19 protein-coding genes are annotated in these 21,259 nt (G+C 42.2%); 6 read left to right on the top strand and 13 right to left on the bottom strand.

Annotation, left to right across the window (positions count from 1 at the left end; genetic code table 11):
- Nucleotides 1–5 precede the first annotated feature (5 nt).
- From cydX to cydC, 3 genes are read left to right on the top strand one after another with little or no spacing between them, the layout of a single operon-like run.
- Nucleotides 6–158: a cytochrome bd-I oxidase subunit CydX gene (gene cydX, locus HHO47_RS10640; RefSeq protein ID WP_064667585.1), complete on the top strand. Its 153-nt coding sequence runs from the start codon at nt 6–8 to the stop codon at nt 156–158.
- Nucleotides 148–1,926: a thiol reductant ABC exporter subunit CydD gene (cydD, locus tag HHO47_RS10635; protein ID WP_169020290.1), complete on the top strand. Its 1,779-nt coding sequence runs from the start codon at nt 148–150 to the stop codon at nt 1,924–1,926. The genes cydX and cydD overlap by 11 nt, the downstream gene beginning before the upstream one ends.
- On the top strand, nt 1,919–3,652 hold the full coding sequence (gene cydC / locus HHO47_RS10630) for a thiol reductant ABC exporter subunit CydC (RefSeq protein WP_169020289.1): 1,734 nt from the start codon (nt 1,919–1,921) through the stop codon (nt 3,650–3,652). Before cydD ends, cydC begins: the two co-directional genes overlap by 8 nt.
- Nucleotides 3,653–3,752: 100 nt before the next feature.
- On the opposite strand, the gene lpxA is transcribed toward cydC, so the two are convergent.
- The 13 genes from lpxA to rpsB all read right to left on the bottom strand — a co-directional run bounded on the left by lpxA (nt 3,753) and on the right by rpsB (nt 16,609).
- Complete coding sequence (lpxA, locus tag HHO47_RS10625; protein WP_169020288.1) at nt 3,753–4,523, bottom strand: acyl-ACP--UDP-N-acetylglucosamine O-acyltransferase; 771 nt, start codon at nt 4,521–4,523, stop codon at nt 3,753–3,755.
- A 2-nt stretch (nt 4,524–4,525) separates the two neighbouring features.
- On the bottom strand, nt 4,526–4,978 hold the full coding sequence (gene fabZ, locus HHO47_RS10620; protein ID WP_169020287.1) for a 3-hydroxyacyl-ACP dehydratase FabZ: 453 nt from the start codon (nt 4,976–4,978) through the stop codon (nt 4,526–4,528).
- A gap of 27 nt (nt 4,979–5,005) precedes the next feature.
- Nucleotides 5,006–6,028, bottom strand: coding sequence for a UDP-3-O-(3-hydroxymyristoyl)glucosamine N-acyltransferase (lpxD, locus tag HHO47_RS10615; RefSeq protein ID WP_169020286.1), 1,023 nt, complete (start codon nt 6,026–6,028; stop codon nt 5,006–5,008).
- Nucleotides 6,029–6,037: 9 nt separating this feature from the next.
- Complete coding sequence (locus tag HHO47_RS10610) at nt 6,038–6,556, bottom strand: OmpH family outer membrane protein (RefSeq protein ID WP_169020285.1); 519 nt, start codon at nt 6,554–6,556, stop codon at nt 6,038–6,040.
- An 11-nt stretch (nt 6,557–6,567) separates the two neighbouring features.
- Nucleotides 6,568–9,039 (bottom strand): outer membrane protein assembly factor BamA, encoded by a 2,472-nt coding sequence (gene bamA / locus HHO47_RS10605; RefSeq protein ID WP_169020284.1) that lies wholly within the window; start codon nt 9,037–9,039, stop codon nt 6,568–6,570.
- A 104-nt stretch (nt 9,040–9,143) separates the two neighbouring features.
- On the bottom strand, nt 9,144–10,496 hold the full coding sequence (rseP, locus tag HHO47_RS10600; protein WP_169020283.1) for a sigma E protease regulator RseP: 1,353 nt from the start codon (nt 10,494–10,496) through the stop codon (nt 9,144–9,146).
- A 1-nt stretch (nt 10,497) separates the two neighbouring features.
- Nucleotides 10,498–11,703 (bottom strand): 1-deoxy-D-xylulose-5-phosphate reductoisomerase, encoded by a 1,206-nt coding sequence (gene ispC / locus HHO47_RS10595; RefSeq protein WP_169020282.1) that lies wholly within the window; start codon nt 11,701–11,703, stop codon nt 10,498–10,500.
- Nucleotides 11,700–12,566, bottom strand: coding sequence for a phosphatidate cytidylyltransferase (locus tag HHO47_RS10590; RefSeq protein WP_169020281.1), 867 nt, complete (start codon nt 12,564–12,566; stop codon nt 11,700–11,702). Before HHO47_RS10590 ends, ispC begins: the two co-directional genes overlap by 4 nt.
- A gap of 17 nt (nt 12,567–12,583) precedes the next feature.
- Nucleotides 12,584–13,363, bottom strand: a complete 780-nt coding sequence (locus HHO47_RS10585) for an isoprenyl transferase (protein ID WP_169020280.1) — start codon at nt 13,361–13,363, stop codon at nt 12,584–12,586.
- 81 nt (nt 13,364–13,444) lie between these two features.
- Entirely contained in the window at nt 13,445–13,966 is a 522-nt protein-coding gene (frr, locus tag HHO47_RS10580; protein WP_211183689.1) for a ribosome recycling factor, read from the bottom strand.
- Between the two features lie 50 nt (nt 13,967–14,016).
- Complete coding sequence (gene pyrH / locus HHO47_RS10575; RefSeq protein WP_145240474.1) at nt 14,017–14,766, bottom strand: UMP kinase; 750 nt, start codon at nt 14,764–14,766, stop codon at nt 14,017–14,019.
- Nucleotides 14,767–14,924: 158 nt separating this feature from the next.
- A complete protein-coding gene (tsf, locus tag HHO47_RS10570) occupies nt 14,925–15,776 on the bottom strand; it encodes a translation elongation factor Ts (protein WP_169020279.1) in 852 nt (283 codons plus the stop codon).
- A gap of 104 nt (nt 15,777–15,880) precedes the next feature.
- Nucleotides 15,881–16,609, bottom strand: coding sequence for a 30S ribosomal protein S2 (gene rpsB, locus HHO47_RS10565; protein ID WP_169020278.1), 729 nt, complete (start codon nt 16,607–16,609; stop codon nt 15,881–15,883).
- Nucleotides 16,610–16,880: 271 nt separating this feature from the next.
- On the opposite strand from rpsB, the gene map reads away from it, so the two are divergent.
- The 3 genes from map to dapD are packed head-to-tail and all read left to right on the top strand — an operon-like array spanning nt 16,881 to nt 21,174.
- On the top strand, nt 16,881–17,666 hold the full coding sequence (gene map, locus HHO47_RS10560) for a type I methionyl aminopeptidase (protein ID WP_169020277.1): 786 nt from the start codon (nt 16,881–16,883) through the stop codon (nt 17,664–17,666).
- Nucleotides 17,667–17,718: 52 nt separating this feature from the next.
- A complete protein-coding gene (gene glnD / locus HHO47_RS10555) occupies nt 17,719–20,337 on the top strand; it encodes a [protein-PII] uridylyltransferase (RefSeq protein WP_169020276.1) in 2,619 nt (872 codons plus the stop codon).
- A 9-nt stretch (nt 20,338–20,346) separates the two neighbouring features.
- Entirely contained in the window at nt 20,347–21,174 is an 828-nt protein-coding gene (gene dapD / locus HHO47_RS10550; RefSeq protein ID WP_169020275.1) for a 2,3,4,5-tetrahydropyridine-2,6-dicarboxylate N-succinyltransferase, read from the top strand.
- Nucleotides 21,175–21,259 lie beyond the last annotated feature (85 nt).

The following is a 21,259-nucleotide window of genomic DNA, read 5'->3' as shown; positions in this document are numbered from 1 at the left end:
GATCTATGTGGTATTTTGCTTGGATACTCGGTGTTTTATTAGCCTGTACGTTAGGTGTGATCAACGTTATGTGGTACGAATTTGGCCAGAACAAAGACAGTATTGCTGACGACGAACAAGAATTACACGATAGGCTTAATCGCCAAAATGACGACTAACCCCCGACCAAATCGCGCGCAACAAACTACGTTGCGTGCGTTTTTAAAAACCCATTCCAATCATGCTGGTAGCCTGTTAAAAATTAGTATTGCATTAGGCACTTTAAATGCCCTCTTGATGATTGCCAGCGCTTACTTGGTGGCCCGCTCTATTCATTTAGTAATGTTTCAACAGGCGGACTTAGCCACTATTACCCCTTTACTTTGGCCATTAGCAGCGCTGATATTAGCCCGCGCTGTCTTGCTTGGGCTTTCGCAGCGCATAAGTGCCAAAGCTGCACTTAAAATTAAAACCGCAATGCGCCATACGTTACTCGAGAAACTCACCTTACTTGGGCCAAGTTATATTGAACAACACGGTCATGGCGCAACTTTAAACACCTTACATAATGGTGTTGAGGCACTGCATGATTATTACGCTAATTATTTACCGAGCGTGGCTTACAGCGCATTGATCCCTTTAGCTATTTTGATGGTGATTTTCCCCACTGACTGGAAAGCCGGGTTGATCTTCTTATTCACTGCACCGCTTATCCCCTTTTTCATGATTTTAGTTGGTCACCAAGCTGAACAACTTAATCAACAACGTTGGCAACAACTGGCCGTATTAGGTAATTACTTCTTTGATCGTTTACAAGGGCTTACGCAATTAAAATTATTTAACGCAACAGCACGCGAGCTAAAGCAGATCGCCAAAATTTCTGACGATTTTCGCCATGCTACTCTAAATGTATTAAAAATCGCATTTTTATCCTCTTTTGCATTAGAGTTTTTAGCAACTCTAAGTGTCGCGCTAGTGGCTGTGATCATCGGTTTTCGATTGTTTTTTGGCACCTTAGACTTTGCTACTGGTTTTGTAGTGTTATTACTTGCCCCGGAATTTTATTTACCACTACGGCAATTGGGCAGTCATTACCATGCCAAGTTAGAAGGCATAAGTGCAGCAGCAGATATGCTAAAAATATTGAATGAAACCATTGCTGGCGACAATAACCACTCCCACGCTGAGCACTCCCCATTACGGTTAAAGTGTATCGAACAACTGCAGATCGATAACTTAAACTTTCATTACCCACAAAGTAATGAAGGCGTTAAAAATATTAATCTCACTTTTGCAGGCACCGGCTTGTATGCCATTGTTGGTCAAAGTGGCGCTGGTAAAAGTACCTTACTTGATTGCTTGTTAGGATTTCACCCGCAGGTGATCACTGCTATTAAGGTTGATCAGCAACAGCTAAGCCAATCGGATATTAGCCAATGGCAGCAACATATTGCCTGGATCCCACAACAGCCAACATTGTTGTTCACGACTATCAAGGCCAATTTATTACTTGCAAAACCAGATGCCACAACCGCGCAATTAGAAGCTGCTGCCCAGCAAGCGGGTGCACTTGAGTTTATCAATGCATTACCTGAGGGCTTTGATACCCACATTGGTGAGCAAGGCGAGGGTCTCTCTGGCGGGCAAAAGCAACGTATCGCTTTAGCACGGGCATTTTTAAAACAAGCGCCTATTTTAGTGCTTGATGAACCAACCGCGCACCTTGATAGCCAAACTGAGCAATTAGTGCAAACCGCAATTAATCACTATGCGAAAAACCACCTTGTTGTGGTGATCGCCCATCGTTTAAATACTATCGAGCAGGCTACACAGGTACTGGTAATGAAGGATGGCAGCGTGATTGAACAAGGCGACTTTCAAGGTTTGCTCAATCAGCATGGTGCACTGTTTGATTTAGTAAATGCAAGGAGCACACAAAATGGCTGACTTTATGCGCTTGCTTAGATTATGTAAACCGCACCTAAGTGCTATGTTATTAGGCGCTTTTCTGGCAACTTTGACCGTACTGGCTAACGTTACGCTATTGGCTATTTCTGGTTGGTTTTTAGCCGCCATGGCGGCAGCTGGGTTAGCTGGCGCACAGATGAACTACTTCACGCCTGCGGGCACAATTAGGTTTTTAGCAATCGTAAGAACAGCTTCTCGTTACGGCGAGCGACTAGTGACTCATAACGCCACATTTTTACTGTTAAGTGAAATTCGTGTCAGTGTTTTTAGCACACTAAGCCAGCTTAGCAATGTTGATTTAGCGATGAGCCGCAGCGCTGATCTATTTAACCGTATGCAAAATGATGTTGAAGCACTCGATAAGTTTTATTTAAACGTATTACTACCGATGATTGTTGCGCTTATAAGCGTGCCAATTGTGCTGATATTCATGAGCGTATATAACGCCGATGTCGCACTGCTGTGCTTTATTGCCTTGCTGTTAGTGGGCGTTGCCTTGCCGTTAATGTTGAGTAAGCAACTACAACAAACCGCTGAACTCGAGACAAAATATTCAGCCACCTTGCGCGCAGAACTATCTGACACACTAAGCGGACTCAGAGAGCTTGCTATATATCAAGCCACTGAGCAACAAGTTAAACAGTGTCGTACAGCCAGTGAGCGCTATAATCAGCAGTTATTCACACGCCACAATGCCGAGGCAAACAGTAATGGCTTATCACTGCTGATAGTGCAATTGAGCATGTTAGGCGCTATTGTGATACTTGCACCACTAGTTTATAGCGGCACTATGGTGAATGTTGAATTAGCCATGCTCAGCTTGTTTGTACTTGCTAGTTTTGAAACGGTGCTTACACTCCCCAATGCCTTTATTCAATTACCTGTCGCATTGAGCGCTGCAAAACGTATTTTTGATTTAGAAGATAAACTGCACCCTACAACTAACAGTACTGAAGAGCTAGTGGCGGTGCAACCTTTAGGGCTTGAGTTAAAACAGCTAAGTTATTGTTATCATCCAAATAGCTATGCGCTAAATAATATCAACCTAACAATTTCAGCACTGCAAAAAGTGGCCATTGTCGGCCAAAGTGGCAGCGGTAAAAGTACCCTGGTTAATTTACTCAGTGGCTTATGGCCACAGCAAAACGGGGCAATAAATCTAACCTCAACAGACAAATCCATTGCTATTAATACCCTTAGTCAACAAAATCGCTGCGAACTGATTAATATTGTCGCGCAGCAACATCATATTTTTGATGGCACTATTGCTGATAATTTACGCTATGCCGCCCCAACCGCAAGCAAAGAACAAATGCTTGCGGCTTGCCAACAAGCACAGCTTGCTGGTTGGTTGAATGATTTAAAACAAGGCTTAAATACTCGTTTAGGTACAGGTGGTAGAAGCTTATCGCGGGGGCAATCAAGGCGATTAGCGTTAGCGCAAGCACTACTTCGTGCGCCAGCGATTTTAGTACTTGATGAGCCAACTGAAGGACTCGACAATCAATCTAAACATCAGGTAATGGATGCAATATTAACCAGCATGGGACATTGTACTGTGATCAGCATAACTCACGACCCTGCCTTACTTGCCAATATGGATAACGTAATTTGGCTAGAGCAAGGGCTAGTAAAAGCCATCGCAACACATCAACAATTATTAACAGAGCACGCTGATTACGTGAACTTGATCACACGCTTTTAAGTGGGTGTTATTAACTTGAAAATAGCCGAGTAGCATGACCAAGATAAAAAAGCCACCAAGTTAAATACATAACTTGGTGGCTTTTTCACTGCACAAAGTATTAACGAATAATACCGCGTTCCGAGTTTTTCACAAAATCAACCATTAACTGTACTGCTGGGTACTTAGCTGCATCATCAGCAAGCGCTGCAAGTGCCTCTTCAACACCTAAGCTCTTACGGTATAATGTTTTATAAGCACGACGTGTTGCCATTACTTCATCGCTTTCAAAGCCACGGCGCTTCATGCCCTCAGTGTTGATTGCAACAGGACCCGCTGGCGTACCAATGGTTGTAACAAATGGTGGCACATCTTTATTAACGCCAGAGTACATACCAACAAACGCATGTGCTCCCACTTTACAAAATTGATGAATCCCTGAGTTGCCAGCCAGAATAACCCAATCGCCAATGTGTACATGCCCTGCAACCGATGCATTGTTAGCAAAAATCACGTTATCGCCAATCACCGCATCATGTGCAACATGCGTGTAAGCCATAAATAAGTTATTGCTGCCAATCTTAGTTACACCTTGGTCTTGAATAGTACCACGGTGAATTGTGGCGCATTCACGAATAACATTGTTATCGCCAATGATCAGTGTGGTTGGCTCATTATTATATTTTTTGTCTTGGCAGGCTTCACCGACAGACGCAAATTGAAATATATGATTGCCAGAACCAATTGTTGACGGACCTTTGACCACAACATGAGATTCGATAATGCAGTTGTCACCAATAACCACATTGTTACCAATGTAGCTATACGGGCCAACCGATACATTATTACCTAACTTTGCACCTGGTTCGATTATCGCTGTAGGATGGATCACAATTAAAGCTCTCTTCTCGCACACATGATTTCGGCACTACATACTATTTTACCATCAACTTTTGCTGCTGCTGCAAACTTCCAAATATTACGACGCTCTTTTAAAAATTGAACGTGTAAGTGCATAGTGTCACCCGGCGTTACTGGTTGTTTAAAGCGTGCATTATCTATCGCTGCAAATAAATATAGCTCATTATCACTGCGGTTTTCGACAGTTTTAAAACCCAATAAACCGGTTGCCTGTGCCATAGCTTCTAAAATTAATACACCAGGAAAAATTGGTTGGTTTGGAAAGTGGCCAGTAAAAATCGGTTCATTAAAAGTTACATTCTTAATTGCATGCAATGATTCACCTGGGGTGTAATCAAGTACTCGGTCAACTAGTAGCATCGGGTAACGATGCGGTAGTAAGCTTAAAATTTCTTGAATATCAAGGCTATTTAATTCGTTTGCCAAAATAGCATCCTTATTAGTGTTCAACGTTTATGACTTAGTCAGTGTCTCTAGCGTTTTAAGACGGTTTTTCATGTCTGAAAGGTTTCGCAAGTGAGCAATAGACTTTCGCCATTCTTTATTTGTCGTATGTGGTATGCCTGATGAATATACACCTGGCTCAGTGATCGACTTAGTCACCATACTCATGCCCGTTATTATAACACCATCGCACACAGACATGTGACCATTTATGCCGACAAGCCCAGCAATTTGGCAGTTTTTGCCAATAGTAGTACTACCAGCAATCACAGTACACCCTGCAATTGCAGTACCTGAATCAATTTCTACATTATGGGCAATTTGACATTGGTTATCAATAATCACATTGCTGTGAATAATCGTGTCATCAATTGCACCACGGTCAACCGTGGTTCCAGCGCCAATCTCAACCTTGTCACCAATGATAACACGACCAAGCTGAGGAATTTTTATCCATTGGCCTTTATCATTTGCATAACCAAAGCCATCACTGCCGATTACGCTACTTGATTGAAATAAGCAATCACTGCCAATTTCTACATCGTGGTAAACACAGACGTTCGCCCATAATTTTGTGCCATTGCCTATGTTTGTGTTTTCACCAACAAAGCAATTAGCGCCTATTTGCGCGTTATCACCAATCACCGCTCCGGCTTCAATCACTGCATTAGCTGCAATAGCAGCTGTGCTTGCAACCGTGGCATCAGGATGGATCACCGCAGTTGGATGAATACTTTGTGATGCTGAGCGTGGCGTAGTATCGAGTAACTGAGCTAGTTTCGCATAGCAAACATAAGGGTTTGCAACAATGAGCTTATTACCTTGATAGTACTCTACGTCTGTGGCAGATAGGATCACTGCCCCCGCTTGAGTATCACTAAGTTGTGAACGATATTTCTTATTCGCTAAAAATGCAATATGCCCAGATTGGGCATTTGCAAGTGTAGCAATTTTTGAGATTTCATAAGCGCCGTCACCGTCAAGCTCGGCGCCTAGAAGTTCCGCAATCTGCGAAAGCGTATAATTATGCATATATCAAGTCTATTGCTTACTTACTTTTTCAACCACTTTATCTGATAAATCAGAAACCGTTTTCGGGTTAAAGTAAATAGTTGTGTCTTTTACTTTAACTTCATCAAATTTGCCTGCTTTAGCAACTGATTCAATTGCATCAATAATCAGCTTTTGTACTTTAGCTAATTCTTGATTTTGACGAACTTTAATTTCCTGCTCTAAAGGACGACCTTTTTCAGCAAGATTTTTTTGCATGCCTTCCACCTTTTCACGCAACGCATCTTTTTGCGCTTGGCTCATCGTCGTAGCTTCACGCTTGAATTTTTCTGCTTCAAAGCGAATATCACCTTGTAGCTTTTCAAGTTCTTGACGACGTTCAGCAAATTCGGCTTGTAGAGTTTGCTCAACTTTTGCCATTTGTGGAATTTGCTTGTAGATTTCTTGCATATCTACAATACCTACTTTATGTGCAAACGCACTTGCAGAAGTACCCATCATAAGTGTTGCTAAAATGGCAATTGCCGATGATTTAAATGATTTTTTCACAAAAAACTCCTTTAGAATGTATTACTAATGTTAAAGCTGATGGTCTTCGTATCGTCATCTTCTTCTTGTTGCAATGGATACGCAAAACTAATCAACATAGGACCCATAGGTGAGATCCATTGTAATGATAAACCAGTTGATACCCTAAAGCGCAGCGGATCTGAATAATCCTCAAGCTTAGCGCGTTCATCCGGCCCTAAATTTTTATAACGATCAACGTTAAATTCAGTATCCCATACGTTTGCAGCATCAACAAAAAAACTGGTACGTACAGAACTGGTATTCTCTTCATCTAAAAATGGTGTTGGCACAATTAACTCCATGCCAGCAACCGCTTTGGCATTACCACCGATACGTCCTCGCGGTGTTAACACATCAAACTCTGGCGAGCCGCCTATATTGCCTGTTAGGCTGCCATCAGGCAATGAAGTGCCAGGAATTAATTGTGGTGTACGCGATATTGCACGCGGCAAAATAGTATTACGGTCAAAACCACGTAATTCCATCTCGGTTATACGGAAATACTCTTGGAATGGTAGTGTTTGTTCGTAACCATTTTTTTCGCCATAACCGTTACCATAACCAAATGCAGCGCGCGTTGAGAATACCCAACGGTGGTTATTAGTAATTGGCCAGTAATAACGCGAGTCGTAATTTACCTTAAAGTAAGTTAAATCAGAGTTTGGCGTAGTTCCGGTTAAGTTTAATGTTTGACGCGAACCTGCGGTTGGGAATAAACCACGGTTTACTGTCACACGAGACCAGCCAACGCTGAGTTCGTATTTAGTAAAGTCGAAGCCGGCATCTGGATTATTAGGGTCTAAGAAAGTCTCACGCATAACACGAGTTTGCTCATATTCAGCTATCTCAGATAACTCTTCTTGGATCCAGCGTACGCCAAAGTTGATACGGTTTACCGCATCAATCGGGAAGCCTATATTTGTACCAATCCCGTAGCTTTTCGATTTGTAATCAATAAGGCTAAACTTACTTGCATCATAATTACTGTAGAAAATACTACTGCCTTGCGACACACCATCGGGAGTGAAATAAGGATCAGTATACGATAAGGTAACACGTTCTGAACCACGCGAGGTGTTGATGTTAAAGCCAATCTGGTTACCCGTGCCTAAGAAGTTAGATTCAGTCACACCGATATTAAATTGCAGACCTAAGTAAGAGCCATAAGCAAGACCTGCGTTAAAGCTACCTGCTGATTGCTCTTTAACGGTAAAATCGACATCAACTTGGTCATCAATGCCAGGTACTGGCACAACATTAAAATCAACACTTTCCATGTATGGAAGACGTTGTATTTGTAGTTTTGAACGCTCAAGGTTCTGATTCGATAACCAGGCGCCTTCCAGCTGAGTCATTTCACGACGTAATACTTCATCAGCGGTATTTTGATTACCACCAACAATAATACGACGCACATAAACACGCTGACCAGGAGTAACTGAGAGGGTTAACTGCACTTCTTTGGTTTCGTCATCAATTTCAGGAATGGTGCGAACTTCCGCATTCGCATAACCGAAACGTGCTAAATAACTTTTGATAAATTCTTCAGATGAGGTAACCACTGAGCCATTATAAAGTTCACCGGCACGCAGTGGAATAACGCTTTTGATCAATTCTTCACGGCCAAGTAGATCACCTATGAAGTCAAAACCTTTCACTTTGTATTTAACGCCTTCAGTGATGTTAGCTGTTACATACACAGACTCACGCTCTGGACTCACTGATACTTGTGTTGAGTCAATATTAAAACGTAAGTAACCACGGTCTAGATAATAACTACGAATTTTCTCAAGATCGCCTTCAATGGTTTGTTTCTGGTAGCGATCGCTGCCCATAAACTGCCACCAAGGTAAATCTTGTTGTGACTCAGCAAGCGCTAACAAGTCTTCATCACTAAATAATTCGTTACCAACTAAGTTGATCTGACGAATAGATGCGGCATCGCCTTCATTAAACTCAAGTTTTAGCTTAACGCGGTTACGCGGTAACTTAGTGATACTGACATCAATTTTAGCGTTGTATTTACCAATACTGTGGAAAAACTCTATTAAGCCTTTCTCGATGTTATCAACCACAGTTTTATCCAGTGGTTCACCTTGGCGAATATCTTGTTGATCAAGCGACTGAGTAAGTTGCTCGTCTTTAATGTCTTTATTACCTTCAAACTCAATAACACTAATTGTTGGGCGCTCTGTTACTCTAAAAATAACATTATTGCCATCACGTAGTGCCTTGATATTGTCGAAGTGACCTGAGTTATACAAAGACTTAATCGTTTTTGAAATTGTATAATCATCAACACTATCACCCACGTTAATAGGAATATGTGTTAATGCTGCTCCCAACGCTACGCGCTGCAAACCTTCAACTTTTAAATCGTCAACAATAAAGGAGTTTTGGCCTAGGGCTGCAAAGCTAGCACCTAATAAACTTGTTACTGCCAAATGTTTTTTTATAGCCATTTTATTATCTTTATCCTTTACAACGGTATTACCGCTCAACACCTTAAAATTATACTTTAGCGGTGTTTTACAATCGTGTTTTAATTCGAGACTGTCGCAATTGCTTACAATCGCGATACATCATTGAACAAAGCGAAACATGTAAGAAAAATGAGTAACAATGCACCCACTTTAAAACCTAATTCTTGTGTCTTTTCAGAGACCGGTTTTTTACGAAAAAGTTCAATTATGTAATACATTAAGTGCCCACCATCAAGCACTGGTAAGGGCAATAAATTAAATACGCCCAAGTTTACACTTATCAATGCTAAAAAGCTTAAAAATGCTACTAAGCCATAGCTTACGCTAGTTCCCGCCCCTACAGCAATACCAACTGGACCACTTAAATTCTTCACTGATACTTGACCAGTAATTAAGTTACCAATCATATCAAAACTTAGGCTGATCAAGCGCCATGTTTCAGTTACGCCCAGCACCATACTATCGAGTGGGCCATAATGTCTAGTTTCAATGTAACCATCTGGCCACTTTTCCACCACCGGTGCTACACCCAAAAAGCCTTGTAACAAGCCATCACTATTACGTTGCCCTTGCGGCGTAACATTTAGCAACTCGATGCTATCTTGTCTTTTTACACTAAATTGTAATGATTTGTTAGCTGATTGCTGAATTACAGTAACTAACTGCGCCCAACTGGTTATTATTTCACCATTCACAGTGGTAATTTCATCGCCAACTTGTAAATTAGCGTCTGCTGCAGCGGAGTTTGGCGAAATAGTTGCAATGGTTAAAGTCGCCTGCGGACGAAACGGTACAATGCCCAATGAAGCTAATGGCGGCACATCTTGCTGATCCAACTTCCAACCATCTATATTCAGCGTTTTAACCTGCTCTTGAAATTGCTTGTCACGCACCGTAACTGCAACACTTTTATCACCTAAACTTGCCATTAATGCAAACGTAGCATCTTGCCAAGTAGCAATATTATCATCACCAATTTTTACAATTTGTTGACTAGGCATAATACCGGCTTGCTCAGCGCGGCTACCTTCATTTACAGACCCTACCACCGGCTTCACCGATTGCACCCCAACCATGTACATCGCTGCTAAAGCAAAGATGGCAAATATAAAATTTGCCATCGGCCCTGCCGCAACAATAGCGATACGCGCTTGTACTGACTTGGCATTGAATGATAAGTGACGTTGCTCAGCAGGCACCTCATCAACACGTTCATCAAGCATTTTTACGTAGCCGCCTAAAGGAATTGCTGCAATGACATATTCTGTGTCGTGTTTATCATGCCATTTTATTAGCGGTTTACCAAAGCCAATAGAGAACCTTAACACTTTGACACCCGCTTTGCGGGCAACCCAAAAATGGCCATACTCATGCACTGTTACTAAAATTCCCAGCGCTAAAATAAAAGACCCTAAATTCCACAGAAAATCGAACATATTAGCGTACTACCTTTGCAATGAGTTGCGTCGCTTGAAGTCGAGCTAAACGATCACATTCAAGAATTTCATCGAGCGTATGTACGTTTACATCAACCGTTGTGTCTAATGTTTGTGCATTAATGCGGTATATATCAGTAAAGCCTATCTGCCCTTGTAAAAATGCCTGTACAGCAATCTCATTGGCAGCATTAACTGTCGTCGTTGCACCTTGTCCAGCATTACACGCAGCAATAGCTAATTGCAAATTTGGATAGCGAGCAAAATCTGGTTTCGTAAAGGTAAAATCAGCAAGCTGTGAAAAATCCAGTGGTGTTACTCCAGCATCTATACGCTGTGGGTATGCCAAAGCATGAGCTATCGGTGTACGCATATCTGGATTCCCCATTTGCGCTAGCACCGAGCCATCTTGGTATTGCACCATTGAATGAATAATACTTTGCGGGTGAATGACTACCTCAATATCGTTTGCCTGGCAGTTAAATAGCCATTTAGCCTCAATAAACTCAAGGCCTTTATTCATCATAGTGGCTGAATCAATAGATATCTTTTGTCCCATCGACCAATTCGGATGCGCCACGGCTTGTGCCACAGTAACCTGTTTTAGAGAGGCAATATCACAGGTTAAAAAAGGCCCACCCGAACCGGTAAGTAAAATTTTGCTTACCCCATGCTCATGTAACTGAGCATTGGTTTTAGAGCCTTGCAGTGCACTTGGCAAGCACTGGAATATAGCATTATGTTCACTGTCAATCGGTAGTAAAGTGGCTTTATGTTGCTTTACTTTATCAATAAACAACTGACCAGACATAACTAAAGATTCTTTATTCGCCAGTAATACTTTTTTACCTGCTTCTACCGCACTGAGTGTAGGTATGAGCCCTGCGGCACCAACAATCGCCGACATTACAGCGTCAACGTCTGGGTGAGCGGCCAGTTCACTCATGGCAGCAATGCCACTGCGGATCACTGTTTTGCAGCCACTAGCCGATAAGTGTTGGCTTAACTTAGCTGCTGCGCTGTCATCGGCCATCACTGCAAAGCGTGGTTGATGAGTAATACACAATTGCGCCATCAATTCACTATTATTACCTGCCGCAAGTGCAAATACAGCAAACTGTTCTTGATTACGCGCAACAACATCTAGGGTACTTAACCCAATAGAACCTGTCGCGCCGAGAATGACGAGTTGTTGCTTACAACTCATAAACTAAGTGTCCATGCGTAGCACAACACAAAGATGGGAGCCGCAGCGGTTAGGCTGTCAAGGCGGTCTAAAATGCCCCCATGACCTGGTAAACATGAGCCGCTGTCTTTAAGGCCAGCTTCACGCTTAAACATACTTTCGAGTAAGTCGCCAATCGCTGAGAATAACGCGATGAATACAGTCATAATTGCGTAAATTGGCCAAACCGACATATCAACATTGGTAAAATGACAAAACACTAAAACAAAAATCACCGCAGCGACTAAGCCACCCGCTAAACCCTCAATGGTTTTATTAGGGCTCACTTTTGGCATTAACTTATGCTTGCCAAAGTTTTTACCCGTAAAGTATGCACCAATATCAGCACTCCATACGATCCCCAGCATCACTAAAATAAGCATCGAACCAAAATGCGTTGATTGCTCATAGTTAGCACTGCGCAGTGTATTTAGCGCAAGCCACAGCGGTACTAAGGTGAGAATACCGGCAATAGCGCGCATAATCACTCCTTCGTTCCATGCTTTAGCCATTGCTGGATAGCGCCACACTAGATAGGTGGCTACAATCCACCACGAAAATGATAATGTGAATATATAATTTGCGTCACCCACTAACAGGCCATCGTCCCATAACCCATCAATTGGCCAATGCCAATTAAGCAGTACCAATAGTAAACCAATAAACGCCACAAACAAAAAGCGTTTAACTTTATCGCATAAACCCATAAATGCCGACCATTCCCACGCACCTAATAAAACAATCGCGCCAGCAATGTAACTAAATAACGTAAGAGGTGTATAAAAAACCAACACCAGTGCCAAAGGCGCTAGCACTAAAGAGGTTAAAATTCGTTGTTTTAGCAAAGTGTTACCCTTTTTAATTAGGTTTCAGCGAGTAATTGTTTTATTTGTTCGCCAGTACAACCAAACCGTCGCTCTCTGGCAACGTAACAAGCGATAGCATCAGCAAAAGCTGCTTCATTGAAGTCAGGCCAAAGCGTATCGGTAAAATAAAGTTCAGCATAAGCAGCTTGCCACAATAAAAAGTTGCTTATGCGTAAATCACCACCAGTACGGATCAACAAGTCAGGTTCGGCCTGATCTTGCATGCTCATATGGGCGGCTAAATCCTGCTCTGTAATGTCATCAGGGTTTAACGTCCCTGCAGCAATCAGCTTACCTAATTGCTTTGCAGCATTTGCTATATCCCATCGACCGCCATAATTTGCTGCCACATTCAATTGCAAGCCAGTGTTATTGGCAGTTAGTTCATGTGCTGCATCAACCTTGCTGCGCAAGGTATCTGAAAAACGAGATAAGTCACCAATAATGGTTAACTTAACATTATTTTTGTGTAGCTTTTTAACTTCCTTACTCAGCACAAACAAAAACAGCTCCATTAAGGTACTGACTTCATCTTCGGGGCGATGCCAGTTTTCACTACTAAAAGCGAATAGTGTCAGTGACTCTACACCTAATTTAGTACAAAACTGCACAGAGTGACGAACCGCATCCACGCCTTTTTTATGCCCGTACACACGCGGCCTATTCTTGGCTTGTGCCCAACGGCCATTGCCATCCATGATTATAGCGACATGCTTGGGTAAACATTGCTGGGAAATTTTATCAGCGTTAAGAACCATAAATATCGAGTATTCCATAAAAAAACGCCGCCTAGTATACCCCAGACGGCGTTTCAAAACTAATAAATTTACTAACCCGTATCTGGGTTATTTAGCTGCTTATATTTCCATCAATTCGGCTTCTTTCGCCGCTAATTGAGTGTCCATCTCTTTAATGAATTTGTCCGTAAGCTTTTGAATTTCATCATCTGATTGACGCGCTTCATCTTCAGAGATTTCTTTATCTTTCAATAAGCTTTTTACATCACCGTTTGCATCACGACGAATATTACGGATTGCAACACGGCCGCTTTCAACTTCACCACGAACGATTTTGATTAAGTTTTTACGACGTTCTTCTGTTAGTGGAGGAAGTGGTACACGGATCACCGAACCTGCTGACATTGGATTTAAACCTAAGTCAGATGCCATGATTGCTTTCTCTACCGCTTGTGCAAGCGATTTATCAAATACACTTAACGCGAGTGTACGTGAATCTTCAATCGTTACATTGGCAACTTGGTTCAATGGCGTTGGTGCACCGTAGTATGGCACCATAATGCCATCTAATATTGCCGGATGAGCACGGCCAGTACGGATTTTAGATAGTTGACTGCTAAGTGCCGTTACACTTTTCTGCATACGTTCTGCAGCATCTTTTTGAATATCGTTTATCACGGTTCAATCCTAATCTAGTTAATAACTTCATCTGAGGCTTGTGAAGAGATAAGAGTGCCTTCTTCTTCGCCCATAATTACACGCTTTAAAGCGCCTGATTTATTCATATTAAATACGCTCAACGGCATTTTGTGATCACGCGCCAGAGTGAATGCCGCAAGATCCATTACTTTTAATTCTTTTTCAATGATTTCATTGTAGCTCAAGTGACGGTAAAGTGTCGCCTCTGGATTTTTTACCGGATCATCACTATACACACCATCAACTTTAGTTGCTTTGATCACTGTGTCTGCTTCAATTTCGATACCACGTAAACACGCTGCCGAATCCGTTGTAAAGAATGGGTTACCAGTACCAGCTGCAAAAATAACTACACGGCCCGTTTTTAATAAGCTAATTGCCTCAGCCCAGTTATATGCATCACACACACCGTTAAGTGGAATAGCTGACATTAAACGACAATTTACAAATGCACGGTGAAGTGCGTCACGCATTGCAAGGCCATTCATGACTGTTGCTAGCATCCCCATGTGATCGCCCACTACGCGATTCATGCCCGCTTCAGCTAGTGAGCCACCACGTAAAAAGTTACCGCCACCGATAACTAAACCCACTTCTACGTCGAGTTCTACAAGCTCTTTAATTTCTTGCGCCATGCGATCAAGTACTTTTGGATCGATGCCAAAGCCTTCGTCTCCCATTAAGGCTTCACCACTTAATTTGAGAAGAACACGTCTAAAAATAGGTTTACGATTGATTGTCATAGTATTTGAGCCAACTTTATAAAAAAAGGATAAAAAATAACCGCGCTTATGATTTTCACATAAAGAGCGCGGTTATTTTAAAGAATTTTCAGCGATGACGCAAAAGCAAATAACAGATAAATTTACTTAACTTACTTTTTCGTCAAAGGAAATCGATTTTATTGACCTTTAGCAGCAGCAATCTGTGCAGCAACTTCAGCAGCAAAATCTTCTTCTTTCTTCTCGATACCTTCACCAACTTCTACACGTACGAAGCCAGTAACTGTTGCGTTTTTCTCTTTAAGAATTTCGCCAACAGATTTTTTAGGTTCCATGATGAAAGCTTGACCAGTAAGAGAAACCTCACCAGTGAATTTTTTCATGCGACCAACAACCATCTTCTCAGCGATTTCAGCAGGCTTGCCTTCATTCATCGCGATTTCGATTTGTACTTGCTTTTCTTTTTCAACAACATCAGCAGGTACATCTTCAGGTGTTAGGTACTCAGGGTTTGAAGCTGCAACGTGCATTGCGATGTGCTTCAGTGTTTCTTCATCAGCAACACCCGCAACAACAACACCAATACGCTCACCGTGACGGTACTCAACTAGTTGCTCACCAGCAATGTACTGTAAACGACGTACGTTGATGTTTTCGCCAATTTTAGTAACGAGTTCAACACGATCTTCTTCGAACTTAGCTTGTAAGTCTTCGATAGAAATTGTTTCTGCAATAGCAGCATCAGCAACTTTGTTAGCAAATGCTAAGAAACTTACGTCTTTTGCTACAAAGTCTGTTTGACAGTTAACTTCAACTAGTACTGCAACACCTGCGTTTTGCTTGATGATGATAGTACCTTCAGCAGCAATGTTACCTGCTTTTTTAGCCGCTTTTGCAGCGCCACTTTTACGCATATTTTCAATCGCTAACTCGATGTCACCATCTGTTTCAGTTAACGCTTTTTTACAATCCATCATGCCAGCGCCGGTACGCTCGCGTAATTCTTTAACTAGGGCAGTAGTTACAGCCATTAGTAAATCCTCAAATCTGAATTCAGGTTAGATAAGCGGGTTACCCGCTCTACAAGAATAGCAAGTCTTCACCTAAATTTAGGTGAAGACTTGATGACAGCTAATTACTCAGCTTCTACGAAGTCGTCTTTCTCAGCTTGAGCAACGATATTGCTCTCACGACCTTCAGTGATTGCTGCTGCAACTGCACCAGTGTAAAGGTTGATTGCACGGATAGCATCATCATTACCAGGTACGATGAAATCAACACCGTCTGGGTTAGAGTTAGTATCAACGATCGCAACAACTGGAATACCTAGGTTGTTAGCTTCACGGATAGCGATGTGCTCGTGGTCTGCATCGATAACGAAAAGTGCGTCAGGAAGACCACCCATGTTTTTGATACCGCCAAGGCTCTTTTCAAGCTTTTCCATTTCGCGGTTAAGCATTAACGTTTCTTTCTTAGTTAACTTCTCGAAAGTACCGTCTTGGCTTTGGGTTTCAAGGTCTTTAAGACGCTTGATTGATTGACGAACTGTTTTCCAGTTAGTCAACATGCCACCTAACCAACGGTGATTTACGTAATACTGATCGCTCGCGATAGCGGCTTCTTTAACCGACTCGCTTGCTGCGCGCTTAGTACCAACGAAAAGAACTTTACCTTTGTTTGACGCTGCACCCGTTAAAAACTTAAGTGCGTTGTTGAACATTGGAACAGTTTGCTCAAGGTTGATGATATGAACACGGTTACGTGCGCCAAAAATGAAAGGCTTCATCTTAGGATTCCAGTAACGTGCTTGGTGACCGAAGTGAACACCAGCTTGAAGCATGTCGCGCATTGAAACGTTTGCCATTTTGTATTTCCTCTGTTTAGTTTAGGGTTAGGCCTCCACATACCCCATAGCACCAACACCGCAGTTAAATGAAACTGAAATGCACCCAAGTGTATGTGACGATACGTGTGTGTGTTAAAATAAAATTGTGTTTGCCTTAAATACAAAAAATCATTTAAGAATTTATTTGTAAAAAGACGGCGCGCTTTATACCATATTAAAAACAAATATTCAACGTCGCGTGCAAAATTTGTGCGCCGATAAATGTATAAAACTCGACAATGGAGCCTCCATGAGTGCTGTGATCAAGACCCCTGAAGAAATAGAGAAAATGCGTGTAGCCGGGCGCTTAGCGGCAGATGTCCTGGAAATGATAGAGCCACATGTAGTTCCCGGTGTAACCACTGATGAACTAAATACAATTTGTCACAATTATATTGTCGATGTGCAAAAAGCAATTCCTGCACCATTAAATTACCATGGCTTCCCTAAGTCAATTTGCACCTCAGTAAACCATGTAATTTGCCACGGTATTCCAAACGACAAAGCATTAAAAGATGGCGACAGTGTTAATATCGATATCACGGTTATCAAAGATGGTTACCACGGCGACACCTCAAAAATGTTTCATGTTGGCACGCCAAACATCCAAGGAAAGCGTCTTGCTGAAGTAACGCAAGAAAGCCTTTATTTAGCAATAAAAATGGTTAAACCAGGCATGCGCTTAGGAGATATCGGTGAAGCGATTCAAAAATATGCTGAGGGCTTTAATTATTCTATCGTTCGTGAATATTGCGGCCATGGTATAGGCAGCGAGTTCCATGAAGAACCACAGGTAATGCATTATGGTAAAGCAGGTACTGGTGAAACATTAAAAGCGGGTATGTGTTTAACTATCGAACCTATGGTTAACGCGGGTAAACGCCAGTGTAAACTACTAAAAGATGACTGGACTGTGGTTACTAAAGACCGTAGTTTATCAGCTCAGTGGGAACACACTTTACTTGTGACTGAAAATGGTGTTGAAATTTTAACGCTGCGATCAGATGATACGATAGACAGGATCATTGAACATTAAATACTGACTCATCCAACTTAGAGTGAATTAGTATGCTTAGGAGCCAGCCCACGTGGCATTACCCAATAAAGTAAAAAAATTGCTCAGCGATGCTGAGCAATTAACCGATTATCGCGATTGTTCTCATTATTTTTACAAGTGGTTACAAAACGAGTTTTCAAAACAACCCGTCGGTAACTTGATTAATGCCCGGGCTGAATTTATTGACCGTCTACTGATCAAACTGTTTCATGTTTATGATTTAGCCCATGAACCTGATTTAGCCTTAATCGCCGTGGGCGGATATGGCCGCGGTGAGCTGCACCCCTATTCAGATATTGATTTTTTGTTATTGGTTACCGAACAACCATCAGAGGCAATCTGTGAAAAAATAGGTCAGTTCGTTACTATGCTATGGGATCTCAATTTAGAGATTGGTCATAGTGTTCGTACCATTGAGCAAACGATTGAGCAAAAGCGTGAAGACGTCACCTTTGCCACCAGCTTACTCGAAAGTCGCTTATTGTTTGGTAATCATATCGAATACGAAAAACTCAAAGCGCATATCCTCGACACGCCAATATGGCACTCTGACGAATTCTTTTTAGCAAAAGTAAACGAGCAACAACTGCGTCATAAAAAATGTCACGGCACAGCGTATAATCTCGAACCCAATATTAAAGAAAACCCCGGTGGCCTGCGAGATCTGCAAACCATCATTTGGGTTGCTAAAAAGCATTTTCGGGCTGAAACCTTACAAGAGCTTATTAGCCACGGCTATCTCACTCATGAGGAATACCAAGAGCTGTTAGAATGCCTAGAAAATCTCTGGAATATCCGTTTTGCGCTGCATTTAGCCGCTGGACGCTCAGAGAACCGGTTGTTATTTGACCACCAACCACTGGCCGCCGATTTACTTGGCTTTGGCAGTGATGGCAAAGCCTCCGTTGAGCGAATGATGAAGCGTTTATTTAGGATCATGAGCCGGGTTCGTGAGCTAAATCAAATGTTGTTATCATATTTTGAGCAAAGCATTTTACCGGAAAGTAACGAACAAGCAGTGGTTGAACTCGATCGTAATTTCGAACGTGTTGGCCACCAAATTAGGGTAAAAAATCCATCCGTATTCTTTCGCCGTGATCAACTTTTTGTGTTGTTTGAGCACATCGCCGACAATCCCGAAATCACTCATATTTACCCAAGCACTATTCGTACTATTCGCCAAGTACGTCGTCGTTTACTAGGGGATTTACAAGATTACGCCGCCTGTCGTGAAGCCTTTTTACGCCTTGTAAAACACCCTAACGGTATGGGCCGTGCATTTACACTAATGCATAAACACGGCATGATAGCCGCGTATTTACCGCAGTGGCGGAACATTTTTGGGCAAATGCAGTTTGATTTATTTCACGCTTATACCGTGGACGAACATACCCATAAATTAATCAACAATATTTACCAATATTTTGATAAAACCAAAGTTAGTGAATTTCCTATTTGTTGTGAAATAGTCACTCGCATGGACAAACCTGAGCTGCTGTACTTAGCGGGTATTTTCCACGATATAGCCAAAGGTCGCGGTGGTGATCACTCAGAACTCGGTGCTGTTGACGCCATTGCGTTTGCCAAATTACACCGTTTTTCAACTTCCGATGGTAAATTGATTGCTTGGCTCGTTACTAATCATTTGCTTATGTCTGTAACGGCACAACGCAAAGATATAAATGACCCAGATGTGATCAAAGACTTTGCTACGCGAGTTAAAACCGAACGACAACTTGATTACCTATATTGTTTAACTGTCGCCGATATCCGTGCCACCAATGACAATTTGTGGAATGATTGGAAGAACACCCTACTACGCGAGCTTTACTTGCATACACAACGTGCTTTACGGCTTGGGCTTGAGAACCCGATGGATCAGCGCGACCAAATTCGCGATAAAAAGCATCAGGCCAAACAACGCCTCATCAACAATGGCTATGATGAAAATCAGATTGATTTAATTTGGAGCCGCTTTAAAGCAAATTACTTTACCGCCTTTAGCGAACAACAGCTATCATGGCATACCGAGCACCTACTAAACTGTGACGATTTAAGCCAACCCAGTGTTGCGGTATCAAATACAGCCATGCACGGCGGTACCCAAGTATTTGTCTACAGCCCCTACTCTGGCGCTTTATTTTCTCGTTTGGTCAGTGTGATTGGCTCTAAAAAAGCACAAATCCAACACGCCCAAGTGCTCACCACGCGTGACGGCTATGTATTGTTTAGTTTTGTGGTACTTGAAGTCAGTGGCGATCCGATTGCCAGTGCTCAAGCGCAGTCAATCAAACGCGGCCTTGATCAAGCACTTGCCGATCCGAGAAAGAAAATTCGCTTTAAAAAGAATCGCTCACAACGCTTTAAAGATTTTAATATTAAGCCAAAAATCATCTTGCGCCCACACCCGCGTAAAGATCGCAGCTTAATCGAAATTCAAGCGGTGGATATTCCTGGTTTATTAACCAAAATTGCTGAAGTGTTTCAAGCCCACTTATTACATATACACGCCGCGCGGATCACCACTGTAGGTGAACGTGCAGAAGATTTCTTCGTGGTATCGAATAACGAATACCAAGCCCTTACCGATGAAGAACAAGCAAAAATTCATCAAGCATTGCGTAAAAAACTCAACGCAGAAACCGAATAAGAGGATCTTATGTCAGATTTAAAAACCACCATTGAAAACGCCTGGGATAACCGCGATAACATCAGCCCAAGCACAGTATCTAGTGATGTAAAACAAGCCATCATCGATGTACTTGAGCTACTTGATAGTGGTGCAGCCCGGGTTGCTGAAAAAATCAGTGGTGAGTGGGTTGTGCACCAATGGCTAAAAAAAGCCGTGTTACTGTCGTTTCGTATTCGAGACAATCAACCAATGAACGACGGCGTAAACCAGTTTTACGACAAAGTACCGCTGAAATTTAGCGACTATACGCCGGAACAATTTCAGCAAGGTGGCATGCGCGTAGTACCAAATGCCGTTGCCCGTAAAGGCAGCTTTGTCGGCAAAAATGTGGTATTGATGCCATCATATGTAAACATTGGTGCTTACGTTAGCGATGGCACTATGGTTGATACCTGGGCCACTGTAGGCTCATGTGCCCAAATTGGTAAGAACGTACACTTATCAGGAGGTGTTGGCATAGGTGGCGTTTTAGAGCCATTACAAGCCAATCCGACTATCATTGAAGATAACTGTTTTATTGGCGCACGTTCTGAAATCGTAGAAGGCGTGATCGTTGAAGAAGGCGCTGTTATTTCAATGGGTGTTTACATCAGCCAAAGCACTCGAATTTACGACCGCGAAACTGGCGAAACTCACTACGGCCGCGTACCAGCAGGTGCAGTAGTCGTGCCTGGTGCATTGCCTTCAAAAGATGGTACACACAGCCTATACGCTGCTATCATTGTGAAAAAAGTGGATCAACAAACCCGCGAAAAAGTAGGGATTAACGCATTGTTGAGATCGATAGACGAATAATAGAGAGCTGAAAAAGCTCTAAACGATAAGCTGATTTACATTAACAGTAAATAAATGAAAGCCCTAAATCTATATAGATCTAGGG

The organism is Pseudoalteromonas arctica (assembly GCF_012927645.1).
GTDB lineage: Bacteria > Pseudomonadota > Gammaproteobacteria > Enterobacterales > Alteromonadaceae > Pseudoalteromonas > Pseudoalteromonas arctica_A.
This window is presented reverse-complemented; position numbering and strand designations above follow the sequence as displayed.